General features: G+C 54.4%; 21 protein-coding genes and 3 tRNA genes. 8 read left to right on the top strand and 16 right to left on the bottom strand.

The features are described 5' to 3' along the window. Positions 1-40 precede the first annotated feature (40 nt). On the bottom strand, positions 41-682 hold the full coding sequence (locus tag FHW66_RS05110; protein WP_183378696.1) for a CoA transferase subunit B: 642 nt from the start codon (positions 680-682) through the stop codon (positions 41-43). Then, positions 682-1,365 (bottom strand): 3-oxoacid CoA-transferase subunit A, encoded by a 684-nt coding sequence (locus FHW66_RS05115; RefSeq protein WP_183378697.1) that lies wholly within the window; start codon positions 1,363-1,365, stop codon positions 682-684. The genes FHW66_RS05110 and FHW66_RS05115 overlap by 1 nt, the downstream gene beginning before the upstream one ends. Before the next feature lie 361 nt (positions 1,366-1,726). On the opposite strand from FHW66_RS05115, the gene FHW66_RS05120 reads away from it, so the two are divergent. Next, a complete protein-coding gene (locus FHW66_RS05120; RefSeq protein ID WP_183378698.1) occupies positions 1,727-2,533 on the top strand; it encodes an IclR family transcriptional regulator C-terminal domain-containing protein in 807 nt (268 codons plus the stop codon). A gap of 42 nt (positions 2,534-2,575) precedes the next feature. On the opposite strand, the gene FHW66_RS05125 is transcribed toward FHW66_RS05120, so the two are convergent. Together FHW66_RS05125 and FHW66_RS05130 are read right to left on the bottom strand one after the other, a co-directional pair. Then, on the bottom strand, positions 2,576-3,040 hold the full coding sequence (locus FHW66_RS05125) for a cupin domain-containing protein (protein ID WP_183378699.1): 465 nt from the start codon (positions 3,038-3,040) through the stop codon (positions 2,576-2,578). A gap of 106 nt (positions 3,041-3,146) precedes the next feature. Further along, complete coding sequence (locus tag FHW66_RS05130; RefSeq protein ID WP_183378700.1) at positions 3,147-3,944, bottom strand: PhzF family phenazine biosynthesis protein; 798 nt, start codon at positions 3,942-3,944, stop codon at positions 3,147-3,149. A 225-nt stretch (positions 3,945-4,169) separates the two neighbouring features. On the opposite strand from FHW66_RS05130, the gene FHW66_RS05135 reads away from it, so the two are divergent. Beyond that, positions 4,170-5,111 (top strand): sensor domain-containing diguanylate cyclase, encoded by a 942-nt coding sequence (locus FHW66_RS05135; RefSeq protein ID WP_183378701.1) that lies wholly within the window; start codon positions 4,170-4,172, stop codon positions 5,109-5,111. Positions 5,112-5,168: 57 nt separating this feature from the next. After that, on the top strand, positions 5,169-5,963 hold the full coding sequence (locus FHW66_RS05140; RefSeq protein ID WP_183378702.1) for a substrate-binding domain-containing protein: 795 nt from the start codon (positions 5,169-5,171) through the stop codon (positions 5,961-5,963). A 33-nt stretch (positions 5,964-5,996) separates the two neighbouring features. Here FHW66_RS05140 and dmeF read toward each other — a convergent pair whose 3' ends face one another. Continuing rightward, on the bottom strand, positions 5,997-6,938 hold the full coding sequence (gene dmeF, locus FHW66_RS05145; RefSeq protein WP_183378703.1) for a CDF family Co(II)/Ni(II) efflux transporter DmeF: 942 nt from the start codon (positions 6,936-6,938) through the stop codon (positions 5,997-5,999). Between the two features lie 43 nt (positions 6,939-6,981). Next, positions 6,982-7,257 (bottom strand): metal/formaldehyde-sensitive transcriptional repressor, encoded by a 276-nt coding sequence (locus FHW66_RS05150; protein ID WP_183378704.1) that lies wholly within the window; start codon positions 7,255-7,257, stop codon positions 6,982-6,984. 736 nt (positions 7,258-7,993) lie between these two features. Here FHW66_RS05150 and FHW66_RS05155 point away from each other — a divergent pair. Both FHW66_RS05155 and FHW66_RS05160 read left to right on the top strand, forming a co-directional pair. Further along, entirely contained in the window at positions 7,994-9,724 is a 1,731-nt protein-coding gene (locus FHW66_RS05155) for a methyl-accepting chemotaxis protein (protein WP_183378705.1), read from the top strand. 418 nt (positions 9,725-10,142) lie between these two features. Then, complete coding sequence (locus tag FHW66_RS05160) at positions 10,143-11,912, top strand: methyl-accepting chemotaxis protein (RefSeq protein ID WP_183378706.1); 1,770 nt, start codon at positions 10,143-10,145, stop codon at positions 11,910-11,912. Here FHW66_RS05160 and FHW66_RS05165 read toward each other — a convergent pair whose 3' ends face one another. Next, complete coding sequence (locus FHW66_RS05165; RefSeq protein ID WP_183378707.1) at positions 11,913-12,356, bottom strand: MerR family transcriptional regulator; 444 nt, start codon at positions 12,354-12,356, stop codon at positions 11,913-11,915. It lies immediately after the preceding gene. Positions 12,357-12,499: 143 nt separating this feature from the next. On the opposite strand from FHW66_RS05165, the gene FHW66_RS05170 reads away from it, so the two are divergent. Together FHW66_RS05170 and FHW66_RS05175 are read left to right on the top strand one after the other, a co-directional pair. Continuing rightward, the gene (locus FHW66_RS05170; protein WP_183378708.1) at positions 12,500-13,138 is read left to right on the top strand and encodes an NAD(P)H-dependent oxidoreductase; all 639 of its coding nucleotides are present in this window, start codon (positions 12,500-12,502) and stop codon (positions 13,136-13,138) included. Positions 13,139-13,645: 507 nt separating this feature from the next. After that, positions 13,646-15,373, top strand: a complete 1,728-nt coding sequence (locus FHW66_RS05175; RefSeq protein WP_183378709.1) for a methyl-accepting chemotaxis protein — start codon at positions 13,646-13,648, stop codon at positions 15,371-15,373. Between the two features lie 195 nt (positions 15,374-15,568). Here the strand turns inward: FHW66_RS05175 and FHW66_RS05180 are convergent. From FHW66_RS05180 to FHW66_RS05190, 3 genes are all read right to left on the bottom strand, one after another. Next, a tRNA-Pro gene (locus tag FHW66_RS05180) sits at positions 15,569-15,645 on the bottom strand. A gap of 61 nt (positions 15,646-15,706) precedes the next feature. Next, positions 15,707-15,783: transfer RNA gene (locus FHW66_RS05185), tRNA-Arg, on the bottom strand. 89 nt (positions 15,784-15,872) lie between these two features. Beyond that, positions 15,873-15,949: transfer RNA gene (locus FHW66_RS05190), tRNA-Pro, on the bottom strand. 489 nt (positions 15,950-16,438) lie between these two features. Here FHW66_RS05190 and FHW66_RS05195 point away from each other — a divergent pair. Then, complete coding sequence (locus tag FHW66_RS05195; protein ID WP_255458853.1) at positions 16,439-18,088, top strand: peptide chain release factor 3; 1,650 nt, start codon at positions 16,439-16,441, stop codon at positions 18,086-18,088. Positions 18,089-18,156: 68 nt separating this feature from the next. On the opposite strand, the gene FHW66_RS05200 is transcribed toward FHW66_RS05195, so the two are convergent. The 6 genes from FHW66_RS05200 to gsiB form a co-directional block, all read right to left on the bottom strand. Further along, the gene (locus FHW66_RS05200; RefSeq protein ID WP_183378711.1) at positions 18,157-19,086 is read right to left on the bottom strand and encodes a hypothetical protein; all 930 of its coding nucleotides are present in this window, start codon (positions 19,084-19,086) and stop codon (positions 18,157-18,159) included. 230 nt (positions 19,087-19,316) lie between these two features. Next, positions 19,317-20,141 (bottom strand): M55 family metallopeptidase, encoded by an 825-nt coding sequence (locus tag FHW66_RS05205; RefSeq protein WP_183378712.1) that lies wholly within the window; start codon positions 20,139-20,141, stop codon positions 19,317-19,319. Continuing rightward, a complete protein-coding gene (locus FHW66_RS05210) occupies positions 20,138-21,205 on the bottom strand; it encodes a P1 family peptidase (protein ID WP_183378713.1) in 1,068 nt (355 codons plus the stop codon). Before FHW66_RS05210 ends, FHW66_RS05205 begins: the two co-directional genes overlap by 4 nt. 48 nt (positions 21,206-21,253) lie before the next feature. After that, positions 21,254-22,156: a glutathione ABC transporter permease GsiD gene (gsiD, locus tag FHW66_RS05215; protein ID WP_183378714.1), complete on the bottom strand. Its 903-nt coding sequence runs from the start codon at positions 22,154-22,156 to the stop codon at positions 21,254-21,256. Positions 22,157-22,163: 7 nt separating this feature from the next. Further along, positions 22,164-23,084 carry a glutathione ABC transporter permease GsiC gene (gene gsiC / locus FHW66_RS05220; RefSeq protein WP_183378715.1) on the bottom strand — a complete coding sequence of 307 codons (921 nt, stop codon included), beginning with the start codon at positions 23,082-23,084 and terminating at the stop codon, positions 22,164-22,166. 92 nt (positions 23,085-23,176) lie between these two features. Next, entirely contained in the window at positions 23,177-24,745 is a 1,569-nt protein-coding gene (gsiB, locus tag FHW66_RS05225) for a glutathione ABC transporter substrate-binding protein GsiB (protein WP_183378716.1), read from the bottom strand. Between the last annotated feature and the right edge of the window lie 133 nt (positions 24,746-24,878).

The following is a 24,878-nucleotide window of genomic DNA, read 5'->3' on the forward strand; positions in this document are numbered from 1 at the left end:
GAAAGTTAAGGGTTCACGGTGCGCGAATGGAATAAGTAGATCAAACAGCGCGGCGCAGCGGCGCGTCGGTCAGCTTCTGCAATTCTTCAAAGGACAAGCCTTCGACAATTTCCAGCACGACCAGACCATCCTTGCTGACGTCGAGCACGGCCAGATCCGTGTAGATGCGGTTGACGCAGCCAATGCCAGTGAGCGGATAGCTGCATTGCGAGACGATCTTGCTTTCGCCGGTTTTGGTCTGATGCTCCATCATTACAAACACTTGCTTGGCACCACTAGCCAGATCCATGGCACCGCCAACGGCAGGGATCGCATCAGGAGCGCCGGTATGCCAGTTGGCGAGATCGCCGGTGGCCGACACCTGGAATGCACCGAGAACACAGAAGTCGAGATGGCCGCCACGCATCATCGCAAAGGAGTCCGCATGGTGGAAGTACGCACCGCCGGTGAGCAAGGTGACGGGCTGTTTACCAGCATTGATGAGGTCTTCATCTTCTTCGCCGGGCGCTGGCGCGGGGCCCATGCCAAGCAGGCCGTTTTCACTTTGGAGGAAGATTTCCTTGTCCTTGGGCAGGTAGTTGGCAACCTTGGTAGGCAAGCCAATGCCGAGGTTGACATAGGCACCTTCGGGGATATCCTGGGCCACGCGGGCGGCCATCTGGTCGCGGGTAAAACGGTTCATTATTTGGTCTCCTGCACTGGCGTGGCGGTTGGTACGATGCGTTGGACAAAGATGCCTGGGGTAACGATGGCTTCCGGATCAAGCTCGCCCAGCGGCACCACTTCACTGACCTGGGCAATCGTACATTTGGCAGCCATCGCCATGATCGGTCCGAAGTTACGGGCAGTTTTGCGATACACCAGATTGCCCCAGCGGTCGCCACGCAAGGCCTTGATTAGCGCGAAATCAGCATGAATCGGCGACTCCAGCACATAGTGGCGGCCATTGATAAGACGGGTTTCCTTGCCTTCAGCCAGCATGGTGCCGTAGCCGGTGGGCGAGAAAAAGCCACCGATGCCAGCACCAGCGGCGCGAATACGCTCAGCCAGATTGCCTTGCGGTGTCAGCTCCAGCTCAATCTCGCCAGCGCGGTACAGCGCATCAAAGACGTAGGAGTCGCTTTGGCGCGGGAAGGAACAGATGATCTTGCGCACCCGACCGGCCTTGAGCAAAGCGGCCAGTCCGGTGTCGCCGTTGCCGGCGTTGTTGTTGACGATGGTCAGCTCACGCGCACCTTGCGCGATGAGTGCATCAATCAGCGCCGCCGGCATGCCGGCGTTGCCAAAGCCGCCGATCATGACAGTCGCGCCATCATGGATATCAGCAACGGCTTGCTCCAGAGAGTCTATGGTTTTATCGATCACGGTAAGTCTCTTTCAGACGTCAGGTCAGTGGATTGCCGCAATGGTCATCGCAGTGACTGGCTGCGCTTGCGGTGAGCGGCAAAGAATCTTGTCTCCGATGGTGCCTGTGACGGTCTGTGCTTGTCTGTGCTTGTCTGTAACGACGCACAGTTCCAGTCAGGATGTCGGCATGTTCTTGTTGGTGGCGACATGGCTTACACGCTCTAGGTTTGTGCGATAATCGAACCAATGTTTGTCTACCGCACACAAATGAGTCTAGCGATGTCGCCATCCTGGCGTCAATACGTGGCCACAAAGGTTGTGCGATGACCGAACAGCCATTGATGATTGCATTGATTACAACAACAACCGATACCCATTTATGTCCACAACACCCGCGCCTGCACTGACCATCGCCGAGGAAATCGATGCCCTGACCGATCCCAGCTTCATGACCTCGCTGGCACGTGGCCTTGCAGTGGTGCGTGCGTTCAGCGATTCGCGGCGGCCGTTGACGATTGCCCAGATCAGCCAGAAGACCGGTATCCCGCGCGCGGCGGTGCGACGTTGCTTGTATACGCTCAAGCAATTGGGATATGTCGATGCGGAGTTGAACAACTTTTCGCTACGGCCCAAGGTGTTGACGCTTGGCTACTCGTATCTGTCGTCGACACCCTTGACGGTGTCGGCACAACCTTGTCTGAACAACATCACGCGCCAGCTCAATGAATCTTGCTCGCTGGCGGTGCTCGATGACACGGAAATTCTTTATATTTCTCGCTCTGCAGCCGGGCGAGTGATGTCGGTGGCGCTCAATACCGGTAGTCGCTTGCCTGCCTATTGCACCTCGCTTGGCAGAGTCATGCTGGCGCATCTGCCTGACGCCGAGCTTGATGACTATTTCGCCAGGATCAAACTGCGCGCGATGACAGAGAAGACCATCGTCTCGCAAAAGCGCTTGCGCGACATTCTGATCGAGATCAGAGAAGCTGGCTTTGCGCTCATTGATGAAGAGCTGGAAGTCGGCCTGCGCTCGATTGCCGTACCAGTACGTGGGGCGTCAGGCACGGTACTGGCGGCGCTCAATGTGGGCGCACAGGCCAGCCGGGTCAGTCGGCGTCAGATGGAAGAGGAGTTTTTGCCGGTGCTATTGCGTGGTGCGCAAGAGTTGCAGGTACTGCTGCCCTGACGCAGCCTGTTCTGCTCAGACCGCATCAGGGCACCACCAGCGTTAATCAACAAAAACGGTATCGCCGTTTTGCTGTGGTGGAATCTTGATCGCAATGGTCTTGATCGGACCGCTGGTAACGATGGTTCCCGAGTGTGCGGTGCCCTTGGGAATGACAATGAGCATGCCCGGTTTGATCTCATGGCGCTCGTTACCGAACCACATCTGGCCGCTGCCTTCGATAATGTATTGAATCTCGTCAGACTTGGCATGGTAGTGCTTGTTGACGTTGCCAATCTGCAGCGCAATGGTGGCGTTGTCGGTAGTGACCAGGGTCTTGTTGCGCAGCTCCGGGAACGGCGTTGGCGATAGATCGACTGCCTGCATGGCGGCCAGATCATAGACTGCCGGTGCCAGCACGCCTTGCGCATGGGCATCTGGCAAAGCACGCTGCAGCCATGGCGAAACAGCCAGACCAGCGGTGAACGCAACAGCGGAAATGATGGATAAGCGGGCGAATGACCCCATGATGTTTCCTCCCTGAGAGTTGGCTTGTAGGTATTTTTATACGTGATGCAGGTGCATGTTTGCAGAAATCGGATACGGCTGCAACACATCAAGTCATACTGTCGGGTCAGCACTCTACCCTGCCGCCAATCTGCACAACATCACCATCAACGAGAGTACGGATCAGACAAGCGCGTCCAGTCGCTTGTCCTTGCAGCAAGCTCAGTCCGTGTCCCAACGCGACGCTTAAGGCACCAGCTGCGACACCGGTGGCGCTGTCTTCCTGTGCCGGATCGAGGTGATTGAAATTGCGTCCTTCAAAGCGTCCATCCGGTAGACGACAGAAGACATAGCATCCATTGACACCGTGTTCCCGGCCCCACGCCGTAATTAGCGCTAGATCCGGCTGCAGCTGGTACAGGCAATCACGGTTGGCAACTTCGATCAACAGCTTGGGGCTGCCAACCGAAGCCACCACGGGAATTGACTGCAAGCGTAACGCTGGTGCAGCGAGCAGGCGCTGTACCTGCTCAGCGCTCAGCTGAGCTGCTGGCAAGTCTGCTGGCGGCGTCTGGCGCTGAACCTGCACAAAGAAATCCTCATCCTGTCGCGACAGGATCAAGGGCTGACCATGCCATGCCGTGCTAACAACCAGTGGCGCAGATGACTGACTGCGCGTCATCAGTACATATGCCGCTGCCAGCGTGGCATGCAAGCATAAAGGACTGCGCATGTGGGGATAAAAATAATCCAGACGGATCGCTCCCGATGCAGCATCCCTGACATCCAGAAAGACACAAGTCATATTACGTTCACGCGTGAAGATGGCACGCTCTGCCTGAGAAGCATGGTTACCTTCGATCACGCAGGCAGGGTTACCGTCGCCTGGATGTTCGCCAAAACACGTCAGTTCGTGGAGTTGCATGTCGATCCTGTCTCTATAAAAGCGAGGAAAACTACAAGGTTAAAATGCGAATTATCCATCAAGCAAGTTGTGGGTAGTGACGGTTCGTGCAACCGGTACGGCGATCACACAATTGTTCCCACACGGGAGTTTATCGGCGCTATCATCAATTCACCACGCGGCAGACAATAGCGGTAATAGTCTTGGAGATCAGTCCACACAATAACGCCACCGAATGGATCAGCCATGAGCACCTTGCAAAAAGATCCGACAGACGTTCTGACGGAAGTCATCCTTACTCATATCACACTGTCGGAGAACGGCATTGCGGTGTTTGACCCACAGGATATTTTCGTGTTTCACAATCAGGCCTTTGCCAGGATGTTCGGCCTCGACGAGATATCGATTATCGGCTGGCATGTTGATCAGTGGATGGCATGGATGTTTAACAATCGCGGTGGCGTCAATATTGAGGATGACTGCCTGCAAGACTGGCTCGATCACGTGCACAGCGTGTATCGCTCCAAGCCATTCCGGCGCTTTGAAAGCGATATGGTGGACGGTACCTGGCTGTTGGTCAGTGAGCAGATTTACAACTCTGGCTATATCGTGACCCATTGTGCTGACATCACGCTGCAGAAGCAGACCGAAAAAAAGCTGACCGAAGCGCTCAGTGAAATCAAGCATCTGGCACAAACAGATGAACTGACCAATATTCCTAACCGCCGCTATCTCTTGGGTCGGCTGCGTGAGGAATATATCCGGGCACAGCGCTACAACCGGCCGTTATGTCTGGCCATTCTGGATCTGGATCATTTCAAGAATATCAACGATCAATACGGTCATGCCTCAGGTGATGACGTGCTCAAGCACTTCGCCCGCTTTGTGCAATCGCATCTGCGCACGGGCGATGTGCTGGGCCGTGTCGGTGGTGAAGAATTCTGTGTGCTGCTGCCTGAAACCATGCTCGACGAGGCGCTTCCGGTGCTACAGCGCATTACGACTGCGCTGGCGGCAGAACGGATCGATAGCATCGCGCCCGGCTTTTCGTACACTTTCTCCAGCGGCGTGGCAGAAATCTCCGGCGACCCGCAGCAGAACTGCAATATGCTGTTTTCCAACGCCGATAAGGCCTTGTATCAGGCCAAGGCTGCCGGTCGCAACAGAGTGGCGGCTTTTCAGGAATAATAGAACGCCATGCGTCATCGGCCGATGCACGCAAACCACGCTTTCAGGGAAAACATCATGCGTACCATGGGTATCGCGCGCTGGCATTGTATTGCCCGTTATCTACTTTTGCTGCTTGCGTTGGTGCTCACCGCCAGTACTGCAATCACCCAGGCCAATGCAGCAGAACTGCGCTTATGGAGTGCCGGGGCGGCACAAAAGGCGGTGGCGGAACTGGTCAATCGCTACGAGCAGCAAACCGGCACCACCATCGTGGCTGATTACGCACCAGTCGGTGTATTACTGCAACGGTTGGCTGCCGGTGGTACGCCGGATGTGTTGATCGTGACGCAAGATGTCATGACAGAAGTGGAGGAGCATCACTGGGCGCTTGCCGGCAGCAGCGCTGCGTTGGGAAGTGTCGGCATTGGCCTTGCCGTCAAGGCGGGTGCACCGTTACCGGATATCAGCACGCCAGAGGCTTTGCGCAAGAGCCTGCTCAACGCGCGCAGCCTTACCTATATTGATCCCCGCAATGGCACCAGCGGCAAGTACTTCGCTACGGTTCTGGAACAACTCGGCATTGCCGATCAGGTTCGCGCAAAAACCATCCTGGGTCAGACAGGCTTCGTCGTGGAGCCGGTAGCACGCGGCGAGATTGAATTGGGTGTGCAGCAGATTACGGAGATTCTGCCGGTACCGGGCGTCACCCTGGTCGGGCCACTCCCTGCCGGGCTGCAAAAGTTGACGACTTATGCTGTGACGATAGGTGCCAACGTACGCGACCATGCTGGTGCGGCACAGTTCATCCGGTTTCTGCAACAGGAGGACGCCCGACAGGTATTTCGGGACAAGGGCTTTTCTGTCCCCTGACAACGCCTTCAGGGACAGGACCTCAATTTGGGATTATGCGACTTCCACGCTCAGATGCTCCAGATCGTGAATCCCGGTCAGGTGGGTGCGAATCTGCTGTACGGAGATGCCTGTCGGCACCACGACACTGACGATGGCAGCACACGCCTGCGGGCCGACTTTCCAGACATGCAGATCGGTCAACTGCAATCCGGCAAACTCGTCCAGCCTGGCGCGGATCTCAGTGGCTACCGGCGCATCGGTGGTATCAAGCAGCATCCGGGCAGTATTCCTGATCAACGCCACCGCCCAGCGCGCAATGACATAAGCGCCAACCAGTCCCATGAGCGGATCAAGCCAGCTTAACCCCAAGTAGCGGCCGGCTAACAAGGCAATAATCGCCAGCACCGAAATCAAGGCGTCGGCCAAAATATGTACGTACGCTGAGCGGAAATTATTGTCGTGGTGATGACCATGGTGGTGATGCTGATGATCGCGGTGATCGTGATCATGATGGTCGTGATGATGCCCGCCCATCGCACCGGCCAGCAGCCAGGCACTTAGCAGATTGACCACCAGCCCCAGCACCGCAATCCAGAGCGCCTGATCGAAGGCAATCTGCACTGGCGCGACCAGCCGCATCAGGGACTCAACAGCAATACCGATGGCAACCACACCCAATAACAACGCCGACGCAAACCCGGCCAGATCACCGACCTTGCCGGTACCAAAACTATAATGCGGATCATGCGCGTGGCGCCGCGCAAAGCGGTATGCCAGCGTAGCAATCGCCAGCACCCCGGCATGCGTGGCCATATGAAAGCCATCGGCCAGCAGCGCCATGGAACCGGTCAGGTAACCGACCAGGATTTCCGCCACCATCATCGCCAGCGTCAGCAGCAGCACCCACAGCGTGCGCCGTGCACTGTCGTCATGTGCCTTGCCAAGAAAGACGTGTTCATGCGCCCATGGCTGGGGCAGATTCTTGTTGTTCATGTGTGCGTTCTGTCAGTTTTCGTCAAATGGAGGTTAGCGGGAGTTATTTGGCATAGCGCCGAATGGCAGCCAGCAGTTCTTCCAGCCCCTGCGACCGTTCATCATCGGTCAGGTCCGGGGCGGCGACATGGCTGCGGGCATGGGCTTCAATGATTTCATCAGTCAGCCCATTCATGGCGCCACGCGTGGCAGCGACCAGATGTAAGGTTTGCGCGCAGTCGGCATCGGCTTCCAACGCACGCTCAATGGCCTGCAACTGTCCCTGGATACGTTTTACCCGCTTCAATAAGCTGTCCTTGTTACTACTTAGATGCGACATACCCTACCCCCCTATAGTATATAAACTATAACACGAAGAATATGTTTGAGACAAAAGCAGCGCCTGTTGACGACAGGAATCCTCAGGAATTACCTGATACAGGCTCGCGACAAGCATCCATATACTCAGTAAGACGTCATCACCTAGATATGCCGCATATCAGGCAACGCTGGTCGCGGTGCCAAAGACGGACTGATTGATCGCAAACATTGACTACAGGATGGGCATCATGCACACCACACTTCATTTCACCAGTGTCGGCATCGCTTTACTGGATGTATTGATGCTCTGGGGTTGCTGGGCCGTTGACAAGCATCTGCGGCTGGAAGCCTGGGAAAAGAATTGACTCAACAGCTTTCCAAGTTCAGCCCTGCCTATAGAGGGCCATGACATGCCCATCACTGGTCGGCATGATGTGCATTGCCATCGTCACCGCAGTGCTCCGGCTACCTGCTCTGCCACTCGCTTGCGGCGAGGTCGGCACTCTGTCTCACCAACCCACTCCCGATTGCTTGCATCTCAACGTTCCTGGCGCGCCCGCGTCGGGTCGATGAACGCCTTGCCATGTAAGAAATTTTTATTCGCGACATTTAACAAAAAACAATTGAACCAAAATAACAACAAATAAATTAATTTAAATGTTTTATTTGTTTTTTTTGATTTATTTGATATTATTCCCTCATGAATTGAGTTCCCCCATAACGTGACCGCAAACAAGTAACAAACGGAGATGCAAATGACTATTGCAAGAAAGCTTTACCTCTTGATCGCCTCTGTCGTCTTGGGCTTGATCATTCTCACCGGCATGAGCATGTACGAGCTCGGCAAGGTTTATGACACCGCCAGTTACTCGACCGTCAATACGGTGCCGAGCATTCTCGATCTGGACACCGCCATCGAGAACGGGTCCTCGATCCGCCTGGCACTGTGGAAGTATCTAGACAACCCTCCCGCCGATGAAAAAGCCGCGCTGGAAAAATCCATGCACGAACGACATGATGCAGTCATTGCAGCGCTCGATAAATATCAGAAAGAAGACCTCTCCGACGATACGGACCGCGCCATGCTGCAGGCAGATCGCGACACATTTTCCGCCTATGAAAAAGAACGTGAAGCAGTCATGGCCGCCATGACAGCTGGCGGTGGTGCTGCCGCTACCGCGGAGATGCGTAAAGGTCAGCACACTGTCGATACGATGGCAAAGGCGTTCATGGAACACAAACAGTACAACGAAAAACTTGGTAAAGATGCGGCAGTTTCTGCAGCAGAGACCATGCATTTCGCCAATACAACCGCGACGATATTAAGCTTGCTGATCATTGGCGTAGTAGTGCTCATGGGTCTGATGATTGCTCGCAAGATCGTCACTTCATTGCTGAAAGCAATCGAAGTCACCAAGGCGGTTGCCGCTGGTGATTTGACCACCCACGTGAAAGCTACCTCTAAAGACGAAGTCGGCCAGTTGATGACTGCCATCGATAGCATGAGCACCAGCCTGATTACCATCGTCGGCGATGTGCGTAACAGTGTAAACACGATTGCCACCGCCTCCAACGAAATCGCCGCCGGCAATATGGATCTGTCATCCCGCACGGAACAACAAGCTGGCTCGCTGGAAGAAACGGCCTCCGCCATGGAAGAACTGACCTCGACGGTCAAGCAAAATGCGGACAATGCACGCCAGGCAAATCAGCTCGCTGTGTCAGCCTCCGAGGTGGCAACCGAAGGCGGCCAAGTAGTCAGCCAGGTGATTACCACCATGGATGAAATCAACGAATCGTCACGCAAAATTGTCGACATCATCAGCGTCATCGATGGGATCGCCTTCCAGACCAACATTCTGGCGCTCAACGCTGCGGTCGAAGCAGCACGTGCCGGTGAACAAGGACGCGGCTTTGCCGTGGTCGCCTCTGAAGTGCGCAGCCTGGCACAACGCTCGGCCGCTGCGGCCAAGGAAATCAAGACCCTTATCGATGACTCGGTCAGCAAGGCCGAAGATGGCAGCAAGCTGGTGGCACAAGCAGGTGCCACGATGGAACAAGTGGTCTCCAGCGTCAAACGTGTGACCGATGTCGTGGCAGAAATCAGCGCTGCCAGCGCTGAACAAAGCAACGGAATTGGCCAGATCAATCAGGCAGTTGCACTGATGGACGAGTCGACTCAGCAAAACGCAGCACTGGTCGAGCAAGCCGCTGCTGCAGCCAAGTCCCTGCAGGATCAGGCGCTTGGCCTGGAAAAGACCGTCTCAATCTTCAAACTTGAAGGTGGCAGCCGTAGCACCGGCAACATCAGTAACGTCGATACAGTAATAAATAGTGCATCAAGCAATACAGCAAGCAAAGCGAGCACAAACACAAAATCGACCGCCGTTGCCCGAGCAAAATCAGCAAAGGCAATCGAGCGCAAGCCCATCTCGACCATCTCGACCGTGATGACTGACGATAATCTCTCGTGGGAACAGTTCTGAATGTGAACAGCGCGTAGATGCCCATGGAATCCTCTCCGGCACGAGCATCAGCGTAGTACGGCAACAACAGTAGAAAAATAGCAACAACAACCCGAAGCACCGCGACCAGCAAGGCGCGGTGCTTTTTTTTCAGCCCACCCGCCAGGCATAAACGTCGTGCACAAACGACAAAATACCAAAACGCAACATGCCGAGAAGTTTTTTATCGACTAGGTGCAACGCAAGGCCCGCACTTTGCTAAGCTACACCAACGGCTTTTATCAAAACATTAATAAAAAGAAATAAAAAACCTGCTTAAAAATTTGCGAGTAAAGACAACATCGCACGTTAACGCGTTATTCAAGTTTCATTGATTGGTTCGGTCTAGTGGATGTCAACTAAAGACAGGCTGGAGGCCTGGCAACAACCGGAGATGAACATGACGATAGCAAGAAAGCTTTACCTCCTGATTTCTTCCGTAGTAATTGGCTTCATTCTGGTCACCGGGCTGAGCGTCTTTGAACTGAACAAGGTCAATACTGCGGCCAGCTACTCGACGGTCAACACCGTACCAAGCCTGCTGGATCTTGGCGTTGCCACTAAACATCTGGCGACCATCAGGGTACTGATCTGGCGTTATCTCGCCGATCCCAGTGCCAGTGAGAAAGCCTCCATCGATAAAACCATGAGCGAAAGTCACGAAAAGGTTGTCGCTGCGTTGGCAAAGTACGAGAAAGACGATCTCTCCGACGACACAGACAAGGGCATGCTTGAAGCAGAGAAAGCGACTTTCGCCGAGTACGAGAAAATGCGCGAAAAGGCCCAGACGCTCGCCGATGCGGGATCCATTGATGAAGCCAGAAAGCTCATGGCCAATGGCGCTGACACCGTAGCAAAGATGGAAAAGGCATTTGGCGAGCACCTCAGTTACAACGAGAAACTTGGTCAGCAAGGCGCCGAGGCTGCCACCGAAACGATCAATTTTGCGAACACGATTTCCATCAGTGTGAGTCTGCTGGTGATTGTGATTGTCGCCATCACTGGTGTGCTACTGGCACGCAGGATCGTGCGCTCGCTACTCGAAGCAGTGGAAGTCACCAAAGCAGTTGCCGGTGGTGATTTGACTATGCATGTCGGCACCGATTCGAATGACGAGTTTGGCAAGTTGATGCAGGCGATCGATAGCATGATCACCAGCTTGCGCAAAATCGTCGGCGAAGTGCGCACCAGCGTCAATACCATCGCCACAGCCTCCAATGAAATTGCCTCCGGCAATATGGACCTGTCGTCCCGCACCGAGCAACAGGCCGGCTCCCTGGAAGAGACTGCTTCTGCCATGGAAGAACTGACTTCCACCGTGACCCAGAACGCCGATAACGCGCGTCAGGCCAACCAACTGGCGGTTTCTGCGTCCGGCGTCGCCAGTGAAGGTGGCGATGTGGTCAATCAAGTGATTGTGACCATGGATGCCATCAATGCCTCTTCCCGCAAGATCGTCGACATCATCAGCGTGATTGACGGTATCGCCTTCCAGACCAATATCCTGGCATTGAACGCCGCAGTGGAAGCAGCCCGCGCTGGCGAACAAGGACGCGGCTTTGCAGTGGTAGCGTCGGAAGTACGCAGCCTGGCACAACGCTCGGCAGCCGCCGCCAAGGAGATCAAAGGCTTGATTGACGATTCAGTACACAAGGTGGAAGACGGCAGTAAACTGGTAGCGCAAGCAGGTACCACCATGGAACAGGTGGTCTCCAGTGTCAAACATGTGACCGATGTCGTGGGCGAAATCAGCGCTGCCAGCGCCGAACAGAGTAATGGGATCGGCCAGATCAATCAGGCCATTACGCTCATGGATGAAGCGACACAACAAAATGCGGCGCTGGTGGAGCAAGCCGCAGCAGCCTCCAAATCCTTACAGGATCAGGCGGAGACATTGGAAAAGGCGATCGATATTTTCCGGCTTGAGAATAATAGCCATAGCGGCCACAGCAGCGCTGGCGTGCAACACCACGCAAGCCGTGCCAAGACGCCCGTCAAACACCCTGCGCGCCCGTCTTCAGTAAAGCACGATGGCAGCGCAGATGCCGGCAAAGCAGCGACTCCACCACCAGCGATTACAGCGAGCTCACGTGAGTTGGCGCCAAAAGCGCCAGAACGCAAGCTTGCTACCGCCACTGCTGACGATAATGATTCCTGGGAACAATTTTAATCAGCGAACATTCATTTCGTGATGCCGTTGGCTAGTTTGATACACCGGCGCCGTTGCAGCAGTCGATGTCGCATCGGTGCATGAAAGGTCAATGCCGGAGCGGATACTTTCCTCCAGGACCCGACGCAAGTCCTGCAGTTCAGCACGCTGGGCTGCCAGACTGGCTTCGAGCTGATCAATTTCTTCCAGCCGGATGTTGATCTGTTCCACCGTACGCGCCTTGGAACAAGCGCCATCCTGCAAGATCACGTTGCGTATCATGTCCAGTGAAAACCCGAGTTTTTGCACCATGCGCAGGATGTTCAGGCGTTGCACGGTGTACTCGTCATAAATACGATAACCATTGGCGGCACGATTGGCCGCACCGAGTAATCCCTGCTTTTCATAAAAGCGGATGGCAGAGGCGGCAACGCCGGTTCTCTGCGCCAATTCACCGATTTTCATTTTCTTCTTGACCTTCAAGTTAACTTCAATCGGATTATACGGACAGACGCAACAGGCTGCCCGAGGGTGCTCACCTTCGGTGCATGGCATGAAGCTGGCCGTGTGTCTTTTCTCAACATGACCTGAACGTAATGGAGTAGTCAATGACAAGCCTTATTTCCAAATTGAACTGGCGCTATGCGACCAAAAAATTCGACGCCGCCAAAGCAGTCCCGCATGACAAGCTCGAGCGCATTCTCGAAGCAATTCGCCTGACCCCAACCTCCAGCGGCCTGCAGCCGTTTGAGCTGCTGGTCGTTACCAATGCCGAACTGCGTGCCAAGATCCGCGCCGTCGGCTGGGATCAGGCACAAATTACCGATGCTTCGCACCTGCTGGTCTTTGCTGCCTGGGATGACATCACCCCAGAGCGCGTGAACAAGATGTTCGATCTGACCAATGAAGTACGCGGTTTTACCAACGAAGGCTGGGAAGCTTATCGTCAGAAGCTGCTCGGCATCGTCGGTGCCCGCAGCAAGGAAGAAAACTTCCAGAGCGCCGCCAAGCAGGCCTATATTGCACTGGGCTCAGCCCTGATCGCTGCCGCTTTTGAAGACGTGGATGCCACGCCAATGGAAGGCTTTGATCCTGCTGCAGTCGATGAGATTCTGGGATTGAAGGCGAAGAATCTGCGTAGTGTCGTGATTGTGCCACTCGGCTATCGTGCCACTGAAGGTGACTGGCTGGTCGACCTGAAGAAGGTACGTCGCAGCCGCGAGAACTTCATTACTGAAGTCAAGTAACACGATGCTGGCCGCGTAGCGACTGACGCTCGCGCATCCATAAACGGGGCACTACGGTTAGAGCCCCGTTTTCTTTTCTTCCTTCAGTAATTACACCCCCTTCCGATTACTTCCGAGGCTATGTCAGCCCCGCCGCCCCAAAGAATTGCGCCTCTCGCAACGACAAGCGCATTGGTCTCAAAGACCTAGAATCGGCACGATTACCCTGCCCTCTATCCACTGACGGCGCTGAATCAGTGACCCAATTCAACATAACTAATACAACCAGCGTATTGACCTATCCACCACAGAATAGATTCGAGATACAGATGACATAAAAATTACAAAAATAACAACCAAATACCATGAAAATTTATTTTTGCAATATTTTGTTAAATTTTATAACTATAAGATATTTTTTAACACTTATCAATGGTTTTGTTGATTTTTTCATTTATTTGGATGTATGATTCAGATACCGAGATTTACCAGCCAATTAGTGCGCCATTTACCTTTAAGGAGACGAGGATGACCATCGCCAAAAAGCTCTATCTGTTACTTGCTTGTGTTGTTGTCGGCCTCATCGTGCTGACAGGTATAAGCATTGCCCAAATCAATCGCGTCAATACTGCTGCTAGTTATGCCACGGTCAACACAGTGCCAAGCCTGCACGACATTGATGATGCATTGGAAAACACGTACTCCATTCGTGTAGCCATTTGGAAATTCATATCTGATCCGAGCCCCACAGTTAGGGGTGGGGCAGAAAAAAAGATGGCAAATGCCCATGACAAGGTCATCGCCGCTTTCGATAAGTACGAGAAAGATGACCTCAGCGATGACAAGGATCGAGAATTTCTGAAAAAAGATCGAGAAACTTTTGATGCATACGAAATTTATCGTCAGAAGCTGATGGGTTTTGCCGTAGCTGGAAAACAAGACGACGCGATCAATGCAATGATTAACGCGCAAGCGACTGTCGATGCAATGATGAATGCCCTGCGCGAGCACAAGAAATATAACGAAGAGCTTGGAAGGACCGGTGCTGATGATGCCAACAAAACAGTAGCAACAGCGAACGCCATGACCATCGGAGTAAGTATCTTCGTGATAGCCATCATCACTTTCGTCGCTCTCTCATTAGCGCGAAAAATCTCGGGTTCACTGAATGAAGCAGTAGCAGTCACTCAAGCCATCGCAGAGGGAGATCTGACTCAAACCATCCCAACCAATTCTAATGATGAAGTTGGCGTGCTGATGAAAGCCCTCAGTCAAATGAATAGTAGCCTCAGCAATATCGTGGGCGATGTCCGCAACAGCGTCAGCACAATTGCCACTGCCTCCAGTGAGATTGCTTCGGGCAATCTGGACCTGTCTTCACGCACTGAGGCACAGGCAGGATCGCTGGAAGAGACCGCATCCGCCATGGAAGAGCTGACCTCCACCGTGAAGCAAAACGCAGATAATGCGCGCCAGGCAAATCAGTTGGCAATGTCGGCCTCGACGGTAGCTGGAGAAGGTGGTGAAGTCGTCAGTCAGGTTGTTACAACGATGGATGCAATCAATACCTCTGCACGCAAGATTGTCGAAATCATCAGCGTCATTGACGGCATCGCATTTCAGACCAACATTCTTGCGCTCAATGCTGCAGTAGAAGCCGCTCGGGCCGGCGAGCAAGGTCGCGGTTTTGCCGTGGTTGCCTCCGAGGTACGCACGCTGGCCCAGCGCTCTGCAGCTGCTGCCAAGGAAATCAAAGAATTGATTGATGAGTCCGTCAACAATGTCGAGGCTGGCAGCAAATTGGTCGCGCAAGCAGGTTCAACGATGGAACAGGTCGTCAACAGTGTTCGCCGGGTGACCGATGTCGTCAGTGAAATCACCGCCGCCAGCAGCGAACAAAGTGACGGTATCGAGCAAGTCAACCAAGCCATCACCCAGATGGACGAAGTGACCCAGCAAAACGCAGCATTGGTTGAAGAGGCTGCCGCGGCATCGCAATCTCTGCAGGAGCAGGCGAAGCATCTTGAGCAAGCAGTCGCCGTGTTCAAACTCGATAACAGTCAACAGCCTCAGCATGGGACTGCAGCAACAGCAAATGCAACGACGAAGAAGTCTGCTCAGGCAAGCACTAAAAAGACAACCTTTAAAGCAGTCAGCGCACCAGCAATCGCAAAGGTCCGCCACGCCGCATCGCCATCGCACGGCTTGGTACCAGCACTTGCCGGAGATAGTAATACCTCCTGGGAGCAATTCTAAATCGAGGGTAGGCCTACACGGCTCTGCCAGTGGAACAGCGTCCAGCCAACGCTACAACACCATGCGAACAGCACGACTATGTGGGCCTGCATCCTAAAAGAAAAACGGCTGGATTCCCCGCCTGCTCTGCCTCTGTCAATAGCAGAAGCACCAAAAGAAAAAGCGAGACCACCTGATGGTGATCTCGCTTTATTCTGGTCGGAGTACAAGGATTCGAACCTTGGACCCCCTGGTCCCAAACCAGGTGCGCTACCGGGCTGCGCTACACTCCGAAAAACCGGTACTGCTCTACTTCTTCACATCCTCAGCTCACCTCAAGGTCAGCCGCTTAACTGGCCTGCCCTAAGGGAATCGAACCCCTAACCTATGGCTTAGAAGGCCATTGCTCTATCCGGTTGAGCTAAGGGCAGTTCGGTCAGTCAGACAATCATACTGCTTACTTGCCTGACCCCCTCTGCGGAAGTGAAAACGGGCTGTCTTTCGACAGCCCGACAAATTGTGGTCGGAGTACAAGGATTCGAACCTTGGACCCCCTGGTCCCAAACCAGGTGCGCTACCGGGCTGCGCTACACTCCGAGAAGCGAGATAATATCCCCCTTGCTGAATTCGGTCAACACTTTCTTTGTTTTTCCCTCAAAAATCTGCATTTAATCCTGGAAACTGTCTCGCAATCGTACCTGCCGTTTGGGCATCGTGGAGTGCTCATCGGCATCAATGTAAATTATTTCTGCAGCGGGAAATTTGACTCAGCTAAATCATGATCAGATCCTTACTTTCTACGCACGCCGTTGCAGGCGATCCATGACGTGCGCCGCAGGGGCTTCAGACGCGGAACTGGTGTCTGAATACGCTATAATTACTCCTTTCGCGACGTGATCAGGCGCCGCCGATAGCGGAAAACCAAGCTTGGATCTAAAGGGTTGGATCATCCAGCCCTTTTTCGTTTTCCGTATCGATACCGTGTTTGCCTGAGTCATCGCTGTGCCAACCCTGGCCTGCGTGACGCGCCCCTCGCTATCATCGCTCCACCATCATTCGACGCTCCACAGACTCACCATGCAAGACATGACTCCCGATACCGCAGATCAAGACAGCAGTGCCCGCGGCAACGTGCCGATTGAGCTGATCGCACGCGAAGTTGCGCGCCGTCGCACCTTCGGCATCATCTCCCACCCTGACGCCGGTAAAACGACGCTAACTGAAAAGCTGCTGTTGTTCTCGGGTGCGATTCAGCTGGCTGGTACGGTGAAGGCACGCAAGAGCGGTCGTCACGCGACCTCCGACTGGATGGAAATCGAAAAGCAACGTGGTATTTCCGTGGCCAGCTCGGTGATGCAGTTCGAGTATCGCGACCATGTAGTCAACCTGCTTGATACACCGGGCCACCAGGATTTCTCGGAAGATACCTATCGCGTCCTGACGGCAGTGGACTCTGCATTAATGGTCATTGATGCGGCCAAGGGCGTGGAAGAACAGACGATCAAGCTGCTCAACGTCTGCCGCATGCGCAATACTCCCATCATCACCTTCATGAACAAAATGGACCGCGAAACCCGTGATCCATTGGAGTTGCTCGATGAGCTGGAGTCGGTACTGAAAATTCAATGCGCACCGGTGACCTGGCCAATCGGGATGGGAAAGAATTTCCGTGGTGTCTATCACTTGCTGCGCGATGAAATCATGTTGTTCAAGGCCGGTGAAGAACGCGCCGATGGCAGCGTGGAAATCATCAAAGGTATCGATAATCCCAAGCTGGTCGAGATGTTCCCGCTGGAAATCGAACAGCTCAAAATGGAAGTGGAACTGGTGCATGGCGCCTCACATCCCTTCGACCTGAATGACTTCCTGGCTGGCGTGCAAACACCGGTCTTCTTTGGTTCGGCGATCAACAACTTTGGTGTGCGCGAAATCCTCAATGCACTGCTCGACTGGGCTCCCGGCCCTGGCGGCCGAGATGCCACAGTACGTAAGGTAGCTCCCAATGAAGCGCCTTTCTCTGGCTTCGTTTTCAAAATCCAGGCCAATATGGATCCGGCCCACCGCGACCGCATTGCATTCCTGCGGGTGTGCTCGGGTCGCTTCGAACGCGGCATGAAGCTCAAGCATCTGCGTTTGAACCGCGATATCAAGGTATCGTCGGTGGTGACGTTCATGGCTTCGAGCCGTGAACAGGTTGAAGAAGCCTACGCTGGTGACATTATCGGCTTGCCGAATCACGGCAACATGCAGATTGGTGACAGCTTTTCGGAAGGCGAAATGCTGCAGTTCACCGGCATCCCGTACTTTGCGCCCGACTTCTTCCGCGTGGCACGGATTCGTAATCCGCTCAAGATCAAACAGTTGCATAAAGGCTTGCAGCAATTGGGCGAAGAAGGTGCGGTGCAGGTCTTCAAGCCGACCAACAATAGTGATCTGATCCTGGGTGCGGTCGGGGTGCTGCAGTTTGAAGTCGTGGCTAGTCGTCTGCTCAACGAGTATGGCGTCGATGCGGTATTTGAAGGTACCAGCATCAGTAGCGCACGCTGGGTGACCTGTGATGACAAGAAGATGATGGCTGATTTTGAAAAATCCTCAGCCGGCTTCAATCTAGCCCATGATGCAGCCGGCAATCTGGCGTATCTGGCAAGCTCCGGTGTCAATCTGCGTCTGACCCAGGAACGCTGGCCGGGTGTCACCTTCCACGCCACTCGCGAACACGCTACCAAGCTGGAGTAAGGTGCTCAGCGAGAGCAAGCGATTACTGCGGCCTTGCTCTCGCAGGCTGCAGATCCAGATCAACTTTTTCAATCGTCATTGATGACAATTTGCTGATCGAGCTCACTGAGGATATAACGCTGCGGGTTACCGAAGTTGTCGGTAATGAGGATGGTTGACGTGGTCACCCAGTCAAAACCAGGCTCGGTCTCACTATCAAAAAACATGAATGCCCTCACTGCGGCAGGGGCAATCAGCAACTCCTGATCCGGATCGGGTAAGCTCTCAGCAAGTTCACGCCCGACAATCTGACGCGGTGTCAGATAAACCACCGATGGCAATACCCCTCCCATAAACCGCTGGTCGCGACGATAGAATTGACGCGACCCACTTGGCATTTCAGGAATGACGATCCCTGTGTAAAAACGCATCGAATGCACAGACATACGCGAATCCGGAAAATCAAAGTAACTGACAAGAAACTGCCGCCGCGCGTTGTCTGCACGCTCCTGATCAAGCTCTAGCTGATCGCGCCGCAGTAAGGTTTGCGCTGGAATCACTAACGGCACCATCGAGGAAATCGTTGCCCCTGGATCAGTCGCAAACGAGGTCACCGATCCATATCCCTCAATATCGACCACTACCATGAAGCGCTGCGTGTCGATCTTGGAAGCCCGCAAATAGCGGGTAAATGTATTTTCAGGGGCAAGCGCTCGCGTTGCCGCTGCTTCTGACGACGGCTGGGTGTGACCCGGTACGCCCTGATCGTAATCATTGCGCGTGTAATCCATGAACCAGCCGTCGGGCAAATAGTCATCGAGCTGCTCTGACCAGCGCCGCAAGCGAATACTATCGCGCTCAACCGGTGTCAATGCGCGCATGAAGAAGCTACCGTCGCGATAGAGATGCACTTCTACCTTGACCTGCACCGTGACTTGCTGATTGCCATTGGCAAACAGCAGCGTATCCGCTGTCATCAATTGCACATGCACTCGCACCAGTTCTCCCGATTTAGACATAACGGTTCCTGCTCCTCGATTCATTTGTCGCAAGGGGAACGCATCTCATCCATGTCGATCAGTGCAAGCGCGTCCGGTTTGGCGGTCGTGATCAGGTACCCCCGCTGCTACCGGAGAAAATTGCCAGTAGCAGCCAGGCCAGAGCACTTGCTGTGGACGATACTACTGCCGTTAAAGGAGGATCGAGACGATATGAAAACGGATCGCTGCGATGCTGTCGCTATCTCGAATCAGCGCAGCATGAAGGACATCGCTGACAGGCAGTTGAGCACCCGAACGGCATAGGCCACTGAAGGTGCAGTCCATTGCAGCGTAACGGCGTCGATCCGCTCTACGATCGGTAACTGGCAGAACAGGTCGGTCAACGCCGGCGTCTGCACCTGCAGACGACATTGCAATGACCCGTCGATCTGGAATGCAGGAGGACGTGCCACCAGCGCCCTGGCTACCGCCTGATGCGCTGTCTGCTCGATCAAGTCACAAGCGGCCTGTTGCGACAGCGAGTCACCGCTGTTGCTACCATGCGCCCGCTTGATCTCGGCGAAGGTCGCCTGCGGGAACAAGGGTTGCGTCTCCGTCACGAAGACATCGTCGCCACTACCAAAAATCACCGGTACGCCAAGTTCACCGGCCAGTGCGCCGTAGATGCCGGCCTCACCTAACTCTTTGTCGTTGAACCAGACACGGGAAAAGGCAAAGCTGTTGATGGTGTGCGCCAGAATGCCCTGTGTCTGCGAGCGCGCATGATAGCCCACCAGCATCACGGCATCGGTGTCGGCATCAATCCCCCCCATCATCCCAAGCGTGCGTGGCTTGCCCAGTACCGTCCGGGCTTGCGAATGCAGCAGATCGGGCAAGAGATTGCGGAAACCACCGTGTGAATCATTCACCACAATCTGAGTTGCGCCGGCTGCCAATGCGCCGCGAATGGCGGCATTGGCTTCGGCCGTCATCTGGCGACGGGCGCGCTCATACTCGCCATTACCGGCCCGCGTCTGTTCGGGATGAAATACGCCAGCGATACCTTCGATATCGACAGAAATCAAACACTTCATGCTTCCTCCATGGTCGCCAGCATTGCCAGCATGTCGCGTAGCGTCTGCCGTTGATGACCGTCCCTGCCCGTCACCGCGTCCGCGGCAAACAGGGCGTTGATAATGGCTTGCTCGATGCTATCGGCTGCGGCATGAAACAGCGGGTCGAGCAAGGCGTCGTGCATACATTGAAATTGAGATACAGCTACTTGCGCAGGCTGCCATTGAGGCACCGTCTGTGCTGTGGAAAACGCCAGTGCGATATCCCCGCTGCCATGCCCATACACCGACCCGGTACGTGCCAGACCTGCGCCAGCCCGACTGGCCAGACGCCGCAATTGACGCGCGTCCAGAGGGGCATCGGTGGCGATGAGCATGATGATGGAGCCTTTCTCCGGCTCACGATTGGCCTTTTGCATACCCTTGAGGCGACGCCCGACGGTATCGCCGTTGAGGATCAAATCTTCCAGCTTGCCAAAATTGGCCAGTACCAGTGCACCAACGGTATAGCCATTCCCGCCAATACTGACCAGCCGCGATGCGCTACCAATACCGCCTTTGAGCTCAAAGCAGGACATCCCTCTCCCGGCCCCGACCGCCCCCTGGACAAACGAACCCGATGCGCTGTTGAGTGCTTGCAGATAGTGATGCTCCTCGACGGCAAATGCCTGCATATCGTTGAGGTAACCGTCATTGCATTCGAACACCAGCGGATTAACGCTTGGCAAGGCACGACCAATTTCAGGATTATCTGCACAGGCTGCGCGCATCTGTGCGGTTGCCACCGTACCGACGGCAAAGGTGTTAGTCAGTGCGATCGGCGTTTCCAGCACACCCAGTTCCTGCACCTGCAACAGCCCGATACTCTTGCCAAAGCCATTCAGGGTTACCGCTGCGGCCGGCACCTTGTCAAGGAACGCATCACCTGCATGGGCGCGCACCACGGTTACACCGGTCTGAATATGCTGGTAGTTGAGTGTGCAATGACCAACACTGACGCCACTGACGTCGGCGATATTGCCAACCGGGCCGGATGACAGACGGCCAATGTGGGGAACCGCGTTCAGAGGAGAAGTTTGCATCATGAAATCCGGTGCGCGGGTCAACTGCCGTGACCGGCGCAGAATGGTTCCTTATTTACGATCCAGCTTGGGGTCCAGTGCATCGCGCAAGCCGTCACCCAGCAGATTGAAGGCAAGCACGGTCAGAAAAATAGCCAGGCTCGGGAAGATCGCAATATGCGGCGAAGTCATCATGTCGGCACGCGCTTCGTTGAGCATGGCGCCCCACTCCGGCGTTGGTGGTTGCGCACCAAGACCGAGGAAGGACAAACTGGCGGCGGTAATGATCGAGGTACCGATACGCATGGTGAAATACACCACCACGGACGAAATCGTACCGGGGAAGATATGGCGCCAGATAATGGTCATATCCCGCGCACCGATGCTGCGAACCGCCTCGATGTAGGTCAGTTGCTTGAGCGACAGCGTATTGGCGCGTACCAGACGGGCAAACGCCGGAATACTGAAAATAGCCACCGCAATAATCACGTTGCCCATGCCATTGCCAAGGATGGCGACAATCGCTATCGCCAGCAGAATGCCGGGAAAGGCAAACAGGACATCGCAGATACGCATGATGATGCGATCAGCCCAACCTTCGTAATATCCGGCCAGCAAGCCTGCAAACGTACCAACGATGGCGCCCAGCGCCACCGAAGAAAAACCTACCGTGAGCGAAAGCTGGGTACCAACCAGAACCCGACTGAAAATATCGTGACCCAGCGAATCAACGCCGAACCAATGCTGCCAGGAGGGGCCGGCATTGAGGGCATCGTAATCAAAGTAATTCTCTGCGTCGTATGGCGAAATATAAGGTGCCAGAATCGCAACGATGACCAGAAATATAACGAATCCCGCAGCCCCCAACGCCAGTGGCTGCTTCTTGAACTTGCGCCAGAATTCGCTCCAGGGAGTACGGACTTTCTGCGGCTGACTGGTGTTGGTCACGCTCATAGGAGTGGTAGAAGTTGACATGCGTGCCTCACTTGTAACGGATGCTCGGATTGATGACCGCGTATAGCACGTCCACCACCAGATTGATAAAAATGAATTCCAGCGAGAACAGCAGGATCTCGGCCTGAATGATCGGGTAGTCGCGCATTTCAACCGCATCGACCAGCAGGCGCCCCATACCGGGCCAGTTGAATACTTTTTCGACCACAATCGAACCGCCCAGCAAAAAGCCGAACTGCAAGCCCATCATGGTCACTACCGGAATCAGCGCGTTACGCAGGCAATGCTTGGCAACCACCACACGCTCGGACAAGCCCTTGGCACGTGCGGTGCGCACAAAGTCTTCCTTGAGGATTTCAATGAACGAGGAGCGCGTGAAGCGCGCCATGATCGCTGCCACACCGGCACCCAGTGTCAGCGATGGCAAGATATAGTGACGCCAGCTGTCGGCACCGACCGTTGGCAGCCAGCCCAGCTGCACGGCAAAGACTTCCATGAGCACCATGCCCAGCGCAAACGGCGGGAAGGAAATCCCGGATACGGCCAGTGTCATGCCAACACGGTCTGGCCATTCGTTGCGCCATACCGCTGAAAATATACCAATGAACAAGCCAAACACGACCGCCCACACCATGCTGGTAATGGTCAGCCAGAGTGTCGGCCAGAAGCGCTCCATGATTTCCTGCGTCACGGGCAGTTTGGTCCGCAGCGAGATGCCAAAGTCGCCATGCGCTGCATTGACAACAAAGCGCACAAACTGCTTGTGGATCGGCAGATCCAGGCCCAGATCACTGCGCACCATGGCGACCGTCTGTTCATCGGCCTCCGGACCGGCGGCCAGACGTGCGGGGTCCCCCGGCAACAGGTGCACAAACAGGAAGACCATCACACCGACCAGAAACAAGGTCGGGATCAAACCCATCAGGCGTTTTAAGACGTAAGAAAACATGGCGTGTCCTGCAATGAATCAATAGCACTTCAATCAAACAATCGGGGACCTGCACCGTCGCCGGTGCAGGTCGGTTACTTCCGCTAACGTGATTACTTCAGATCGATTTCATCAAAGTTGAACGAGCCGTCAGGCATCACATAAATACCTTTGAGGTTCTTGCTGCGGGCGTACAACATCTTTTCTGTTACCAGGAAGGCCCACGGTGCGTCCTTCCAGATTTCTTGCTGTGCGTCTTTGTACAGAGCAGCTTTTTGATCGCGTTCAGTCACTGTAAGGGCCTTGGCAATATCACTGTCAACCTTGTCGCTCTTGTAGTACGCAGTATTGAACAGTTTCGGCGGGAAGGATTCCGACGCCAGCAATGGCCGCAGGCCCCAATCGGCCTCACCGGTAGATGACGACCAGCCGACGTAATACATACGCACCGGCGCCGTATCCGGATTTGGCGCACTCTCAACCTTCTCCACCCGTTGACCCGCTTCCAGCGCCTGCACCTTGGCCTTGATACCAACCTGTGCCAATTGCTGCTGCACAAACTGAATGATCTTCAGTGCTGTGGTGTGGTTATAGGCTGACCAGAGTTCGGTTTCAAAACCATTGGGATAACCAGCTTCAGCCAGCAATGCCTTGGCCTTCTTCACGTCATAGGGCCAAGGACCAGTCTTGACGGCGTAATCCACTCCTTGTGGCAAGACACCATCCATCGGTGCTGCATAGCCGCTGAACGCTACCTTGACCAGCGCGTCCTTGTTGATGGCGTAATTGATTGCCTGACGCACCTTCGGGTTATCAAACGGCTTTTGACGGGTATTAAAAGAAATGTAGCGTTGAATGATCGATGGGGAGCTAACCAGATCAATATTGCTCTTGCCCTTGAGCAGCTCGGCCTGTTCGAACGGCAGCGGATAGGTGAACATCGCTTCGCCAGTCTGCATCATGGCCGAGCGCGAGTTGTTGTCAACGACTGGCTTCCAGATAATTTCATCCACCTTTGGGTAACCAGCCTTCCAGTAACCAGCGAATTTCTCGACCTTCAGGTAATCGGTCTGCTTCCATTCAACAAATTTGAACGGGCCAGTACCGACCGGATGAAATGCGATGTCCTTGTTGCCATATTGCTTGAGTGCAGTCGGCGAAATCATGACAGCCGATGGGTGTGCCAGTACGTTGATGAAAGCTGAGAACGGTTCCTTGAGGACGATCTTGACCGTGTAGTCGTTGAGCACTTCGGTACGCGCCACACGATTGAACAGGTTGTAACGCTTGAGCTTGTTATCCGGATTGGTCACCCGATCCAGCACTGCCTTGACCGCATCTGCCTTGAACGGCGTACCGTCATGAAACTTGACGCCCTGACGCAGACGGATGGTGTATTCCAGACCATCCTTGCTGACCAGATAGCCTTCGGCCAGCACATTGACCAGATGCATATCCTTGTCGAACGAGAACAGTCCTTGATAAAAGGACTTGGTCACCGCCAGTGATAGCGTGTCGTTGGCATCATACGGGTCCATGGTGGTAAAGGTCGGTGCCACGACCAAGGTTACGCTCTTGGTGGCCCAGGCCTGGGTTGCAGCAAACTGCAGCGTTGCACCCAGTGTGCCCAGCGCCAGCCAGCGCGCCAACGTGCCACTGCGTTGAAAAATAGGGGTCGTCATGTGTTCTCTCCTGTTGTCTGATGATGTTGCTTGACTTGTGACTACTGAACCGACTTGCTTTATTGACTGCGGTATTACTTACTTCATTAACTGCAAATCCCCCTGTTAACCGCTAACAAGATTGATCACTAAC

Source organism: Herbaspirillum sp. Sphag64, from assembly GCF_014192645.1.
Classification (GTDB): Bacteria; Pseudomonadota; Gammaproteobacteria; order Burkholderiales; family Burkholderiaceae_D; genus Herbaspirillum.

Coding starts and splice junctions, on each gene's coding strand:
- FHW66_RS05110 (WP_183378696.1), bottom strand. CDS start 682: ATGAACCGTTTTACCCGCGACCAGATGGCCGCCCGCGTGGCCCAGGAT.
- FHW66_RS05120 (WP_183378698.1), top strand. CDS start 1,727: ATGTCCACAACACCCGCGCCTGCACTGACCATCGCCGAGGAAATCGAT.
- FHW66_RS05125 (WP_183378699.1), bottom strand. CDS start 3,040: ATGGGGTCATTCGCCCGCTTATCCATCATTTCCGCTGTTGCGTTCACC.
- FHW66_RS05130 (WP_183378700.1), bottom strand. CDS start 3,944: ATGCAACTCCACGAACTGACGTGTTTTGGCGAACATCCAGGCGACGGT.
- FHW66_RS05135 (WP_183378701.1), top strand. CDS start 4,170: ATGAGCACCTTGCAAAAAGATCCGACAGACGTTCTGACGGAAGTCATC.
- FHW66_RS05140 (WP_183378702.1), top strand. CDS start 5,169: ATGCGTACCATGGGTATCGCGCGCTGGCATTGTATTGCCCGTTATCTA.
- dmeF (WP_183378703.1), bottom strand. CDS start 6,938: ATGAACAACAAGAATCTGCCCCAGCCATGGGCGCATGAACACGTCTTT.
- FHW66_RS05150 (WP_183378704.1), bottom strand. CDS start 7,257: ATGTCGCATCTAAGTAGTAACAAGGACAGCTTATTGAAGCGGGTAAAA.
- FHW66_RS05155 (WP_183378705.1), top strand. CDS start 7,994: ATGACTATTGCAAGAAAGCTTTACCTCTTGATCGCCTCTGTCGTCTTG.
- FHW66_RS05160 (WP_183378706.1), top strand. CDS start 10,143: ATGACGATAGCAAGAAAGCTTTACCTCCTGATTTCTTCCGTAGTAATT.
- FHW66_RS05165 (WP_183378707.1), bottom strand. CDS start 12,356: ATGAAAATCGGTGAATTGGCGCAGAGAACCGGCGTTGCCGCCTCTGCC.
- FHW66_RS05170 (WP_183378708.1), top strand. CDS start 12,500: ATGACAAGCCTTATTTCCAAATTGAACTGGCGCTATGCGACCAAAAAA.
- FHW66_RS05175 (WP_183378709.1), top strand. CDS start 13,646: ATGACCATCGCCAAAAAGCTCTATCTGTTACTTGCTTGTGTTGTTGTC.
- FHW66_RS05195 (WP_255458853.1), top strand. CDS start 16,439: ATGACTCCCGATACCGCAGATCAAGACAGCAGTGCCCGCGGCAACGTG.
- FHW66_RS05200 (WP_183378711.1), bottom strand. CDS start 19,086: ATGTCTAAATCGGGAGAACTGGTGCGAGTGCATGTGCAATTGATGACA.
- FHW66_RS05205 (WP_183378712.1), bottom strand. CDS start 20,141: ATGAAGTGTTTGATTTCTGTCGATATCGAAGGTATCGCTGGCGTATTT.
- FHW66_RS05210 (WP_183378713.1), bottom strand. CDS start 21,205: ATGATGCAAACTTCTCCTCTGAACGCGGTTCCCCACATTGGCCGTCTG.
- gsiD (WP_183378714.1), bottom strand. CDS start 22,156: ATGTCAACTTCTACCACTCCTATGAGCGTGACCAACACCAGTCAGCCG.
- gsiC (WP_183378715.1), bottom strand. CDS start 23,084: ATGTTTTCTTACGTCTTAAAACGCCTGATGGGTTTGATCCCGACCTTG.
- gsiB (WP_183378716.1), bottom strand. CDS start 24,745: ATGACGACCCCTATTTTTCAACGCAGTGGCACGTTGGCGCGCTGGCTG.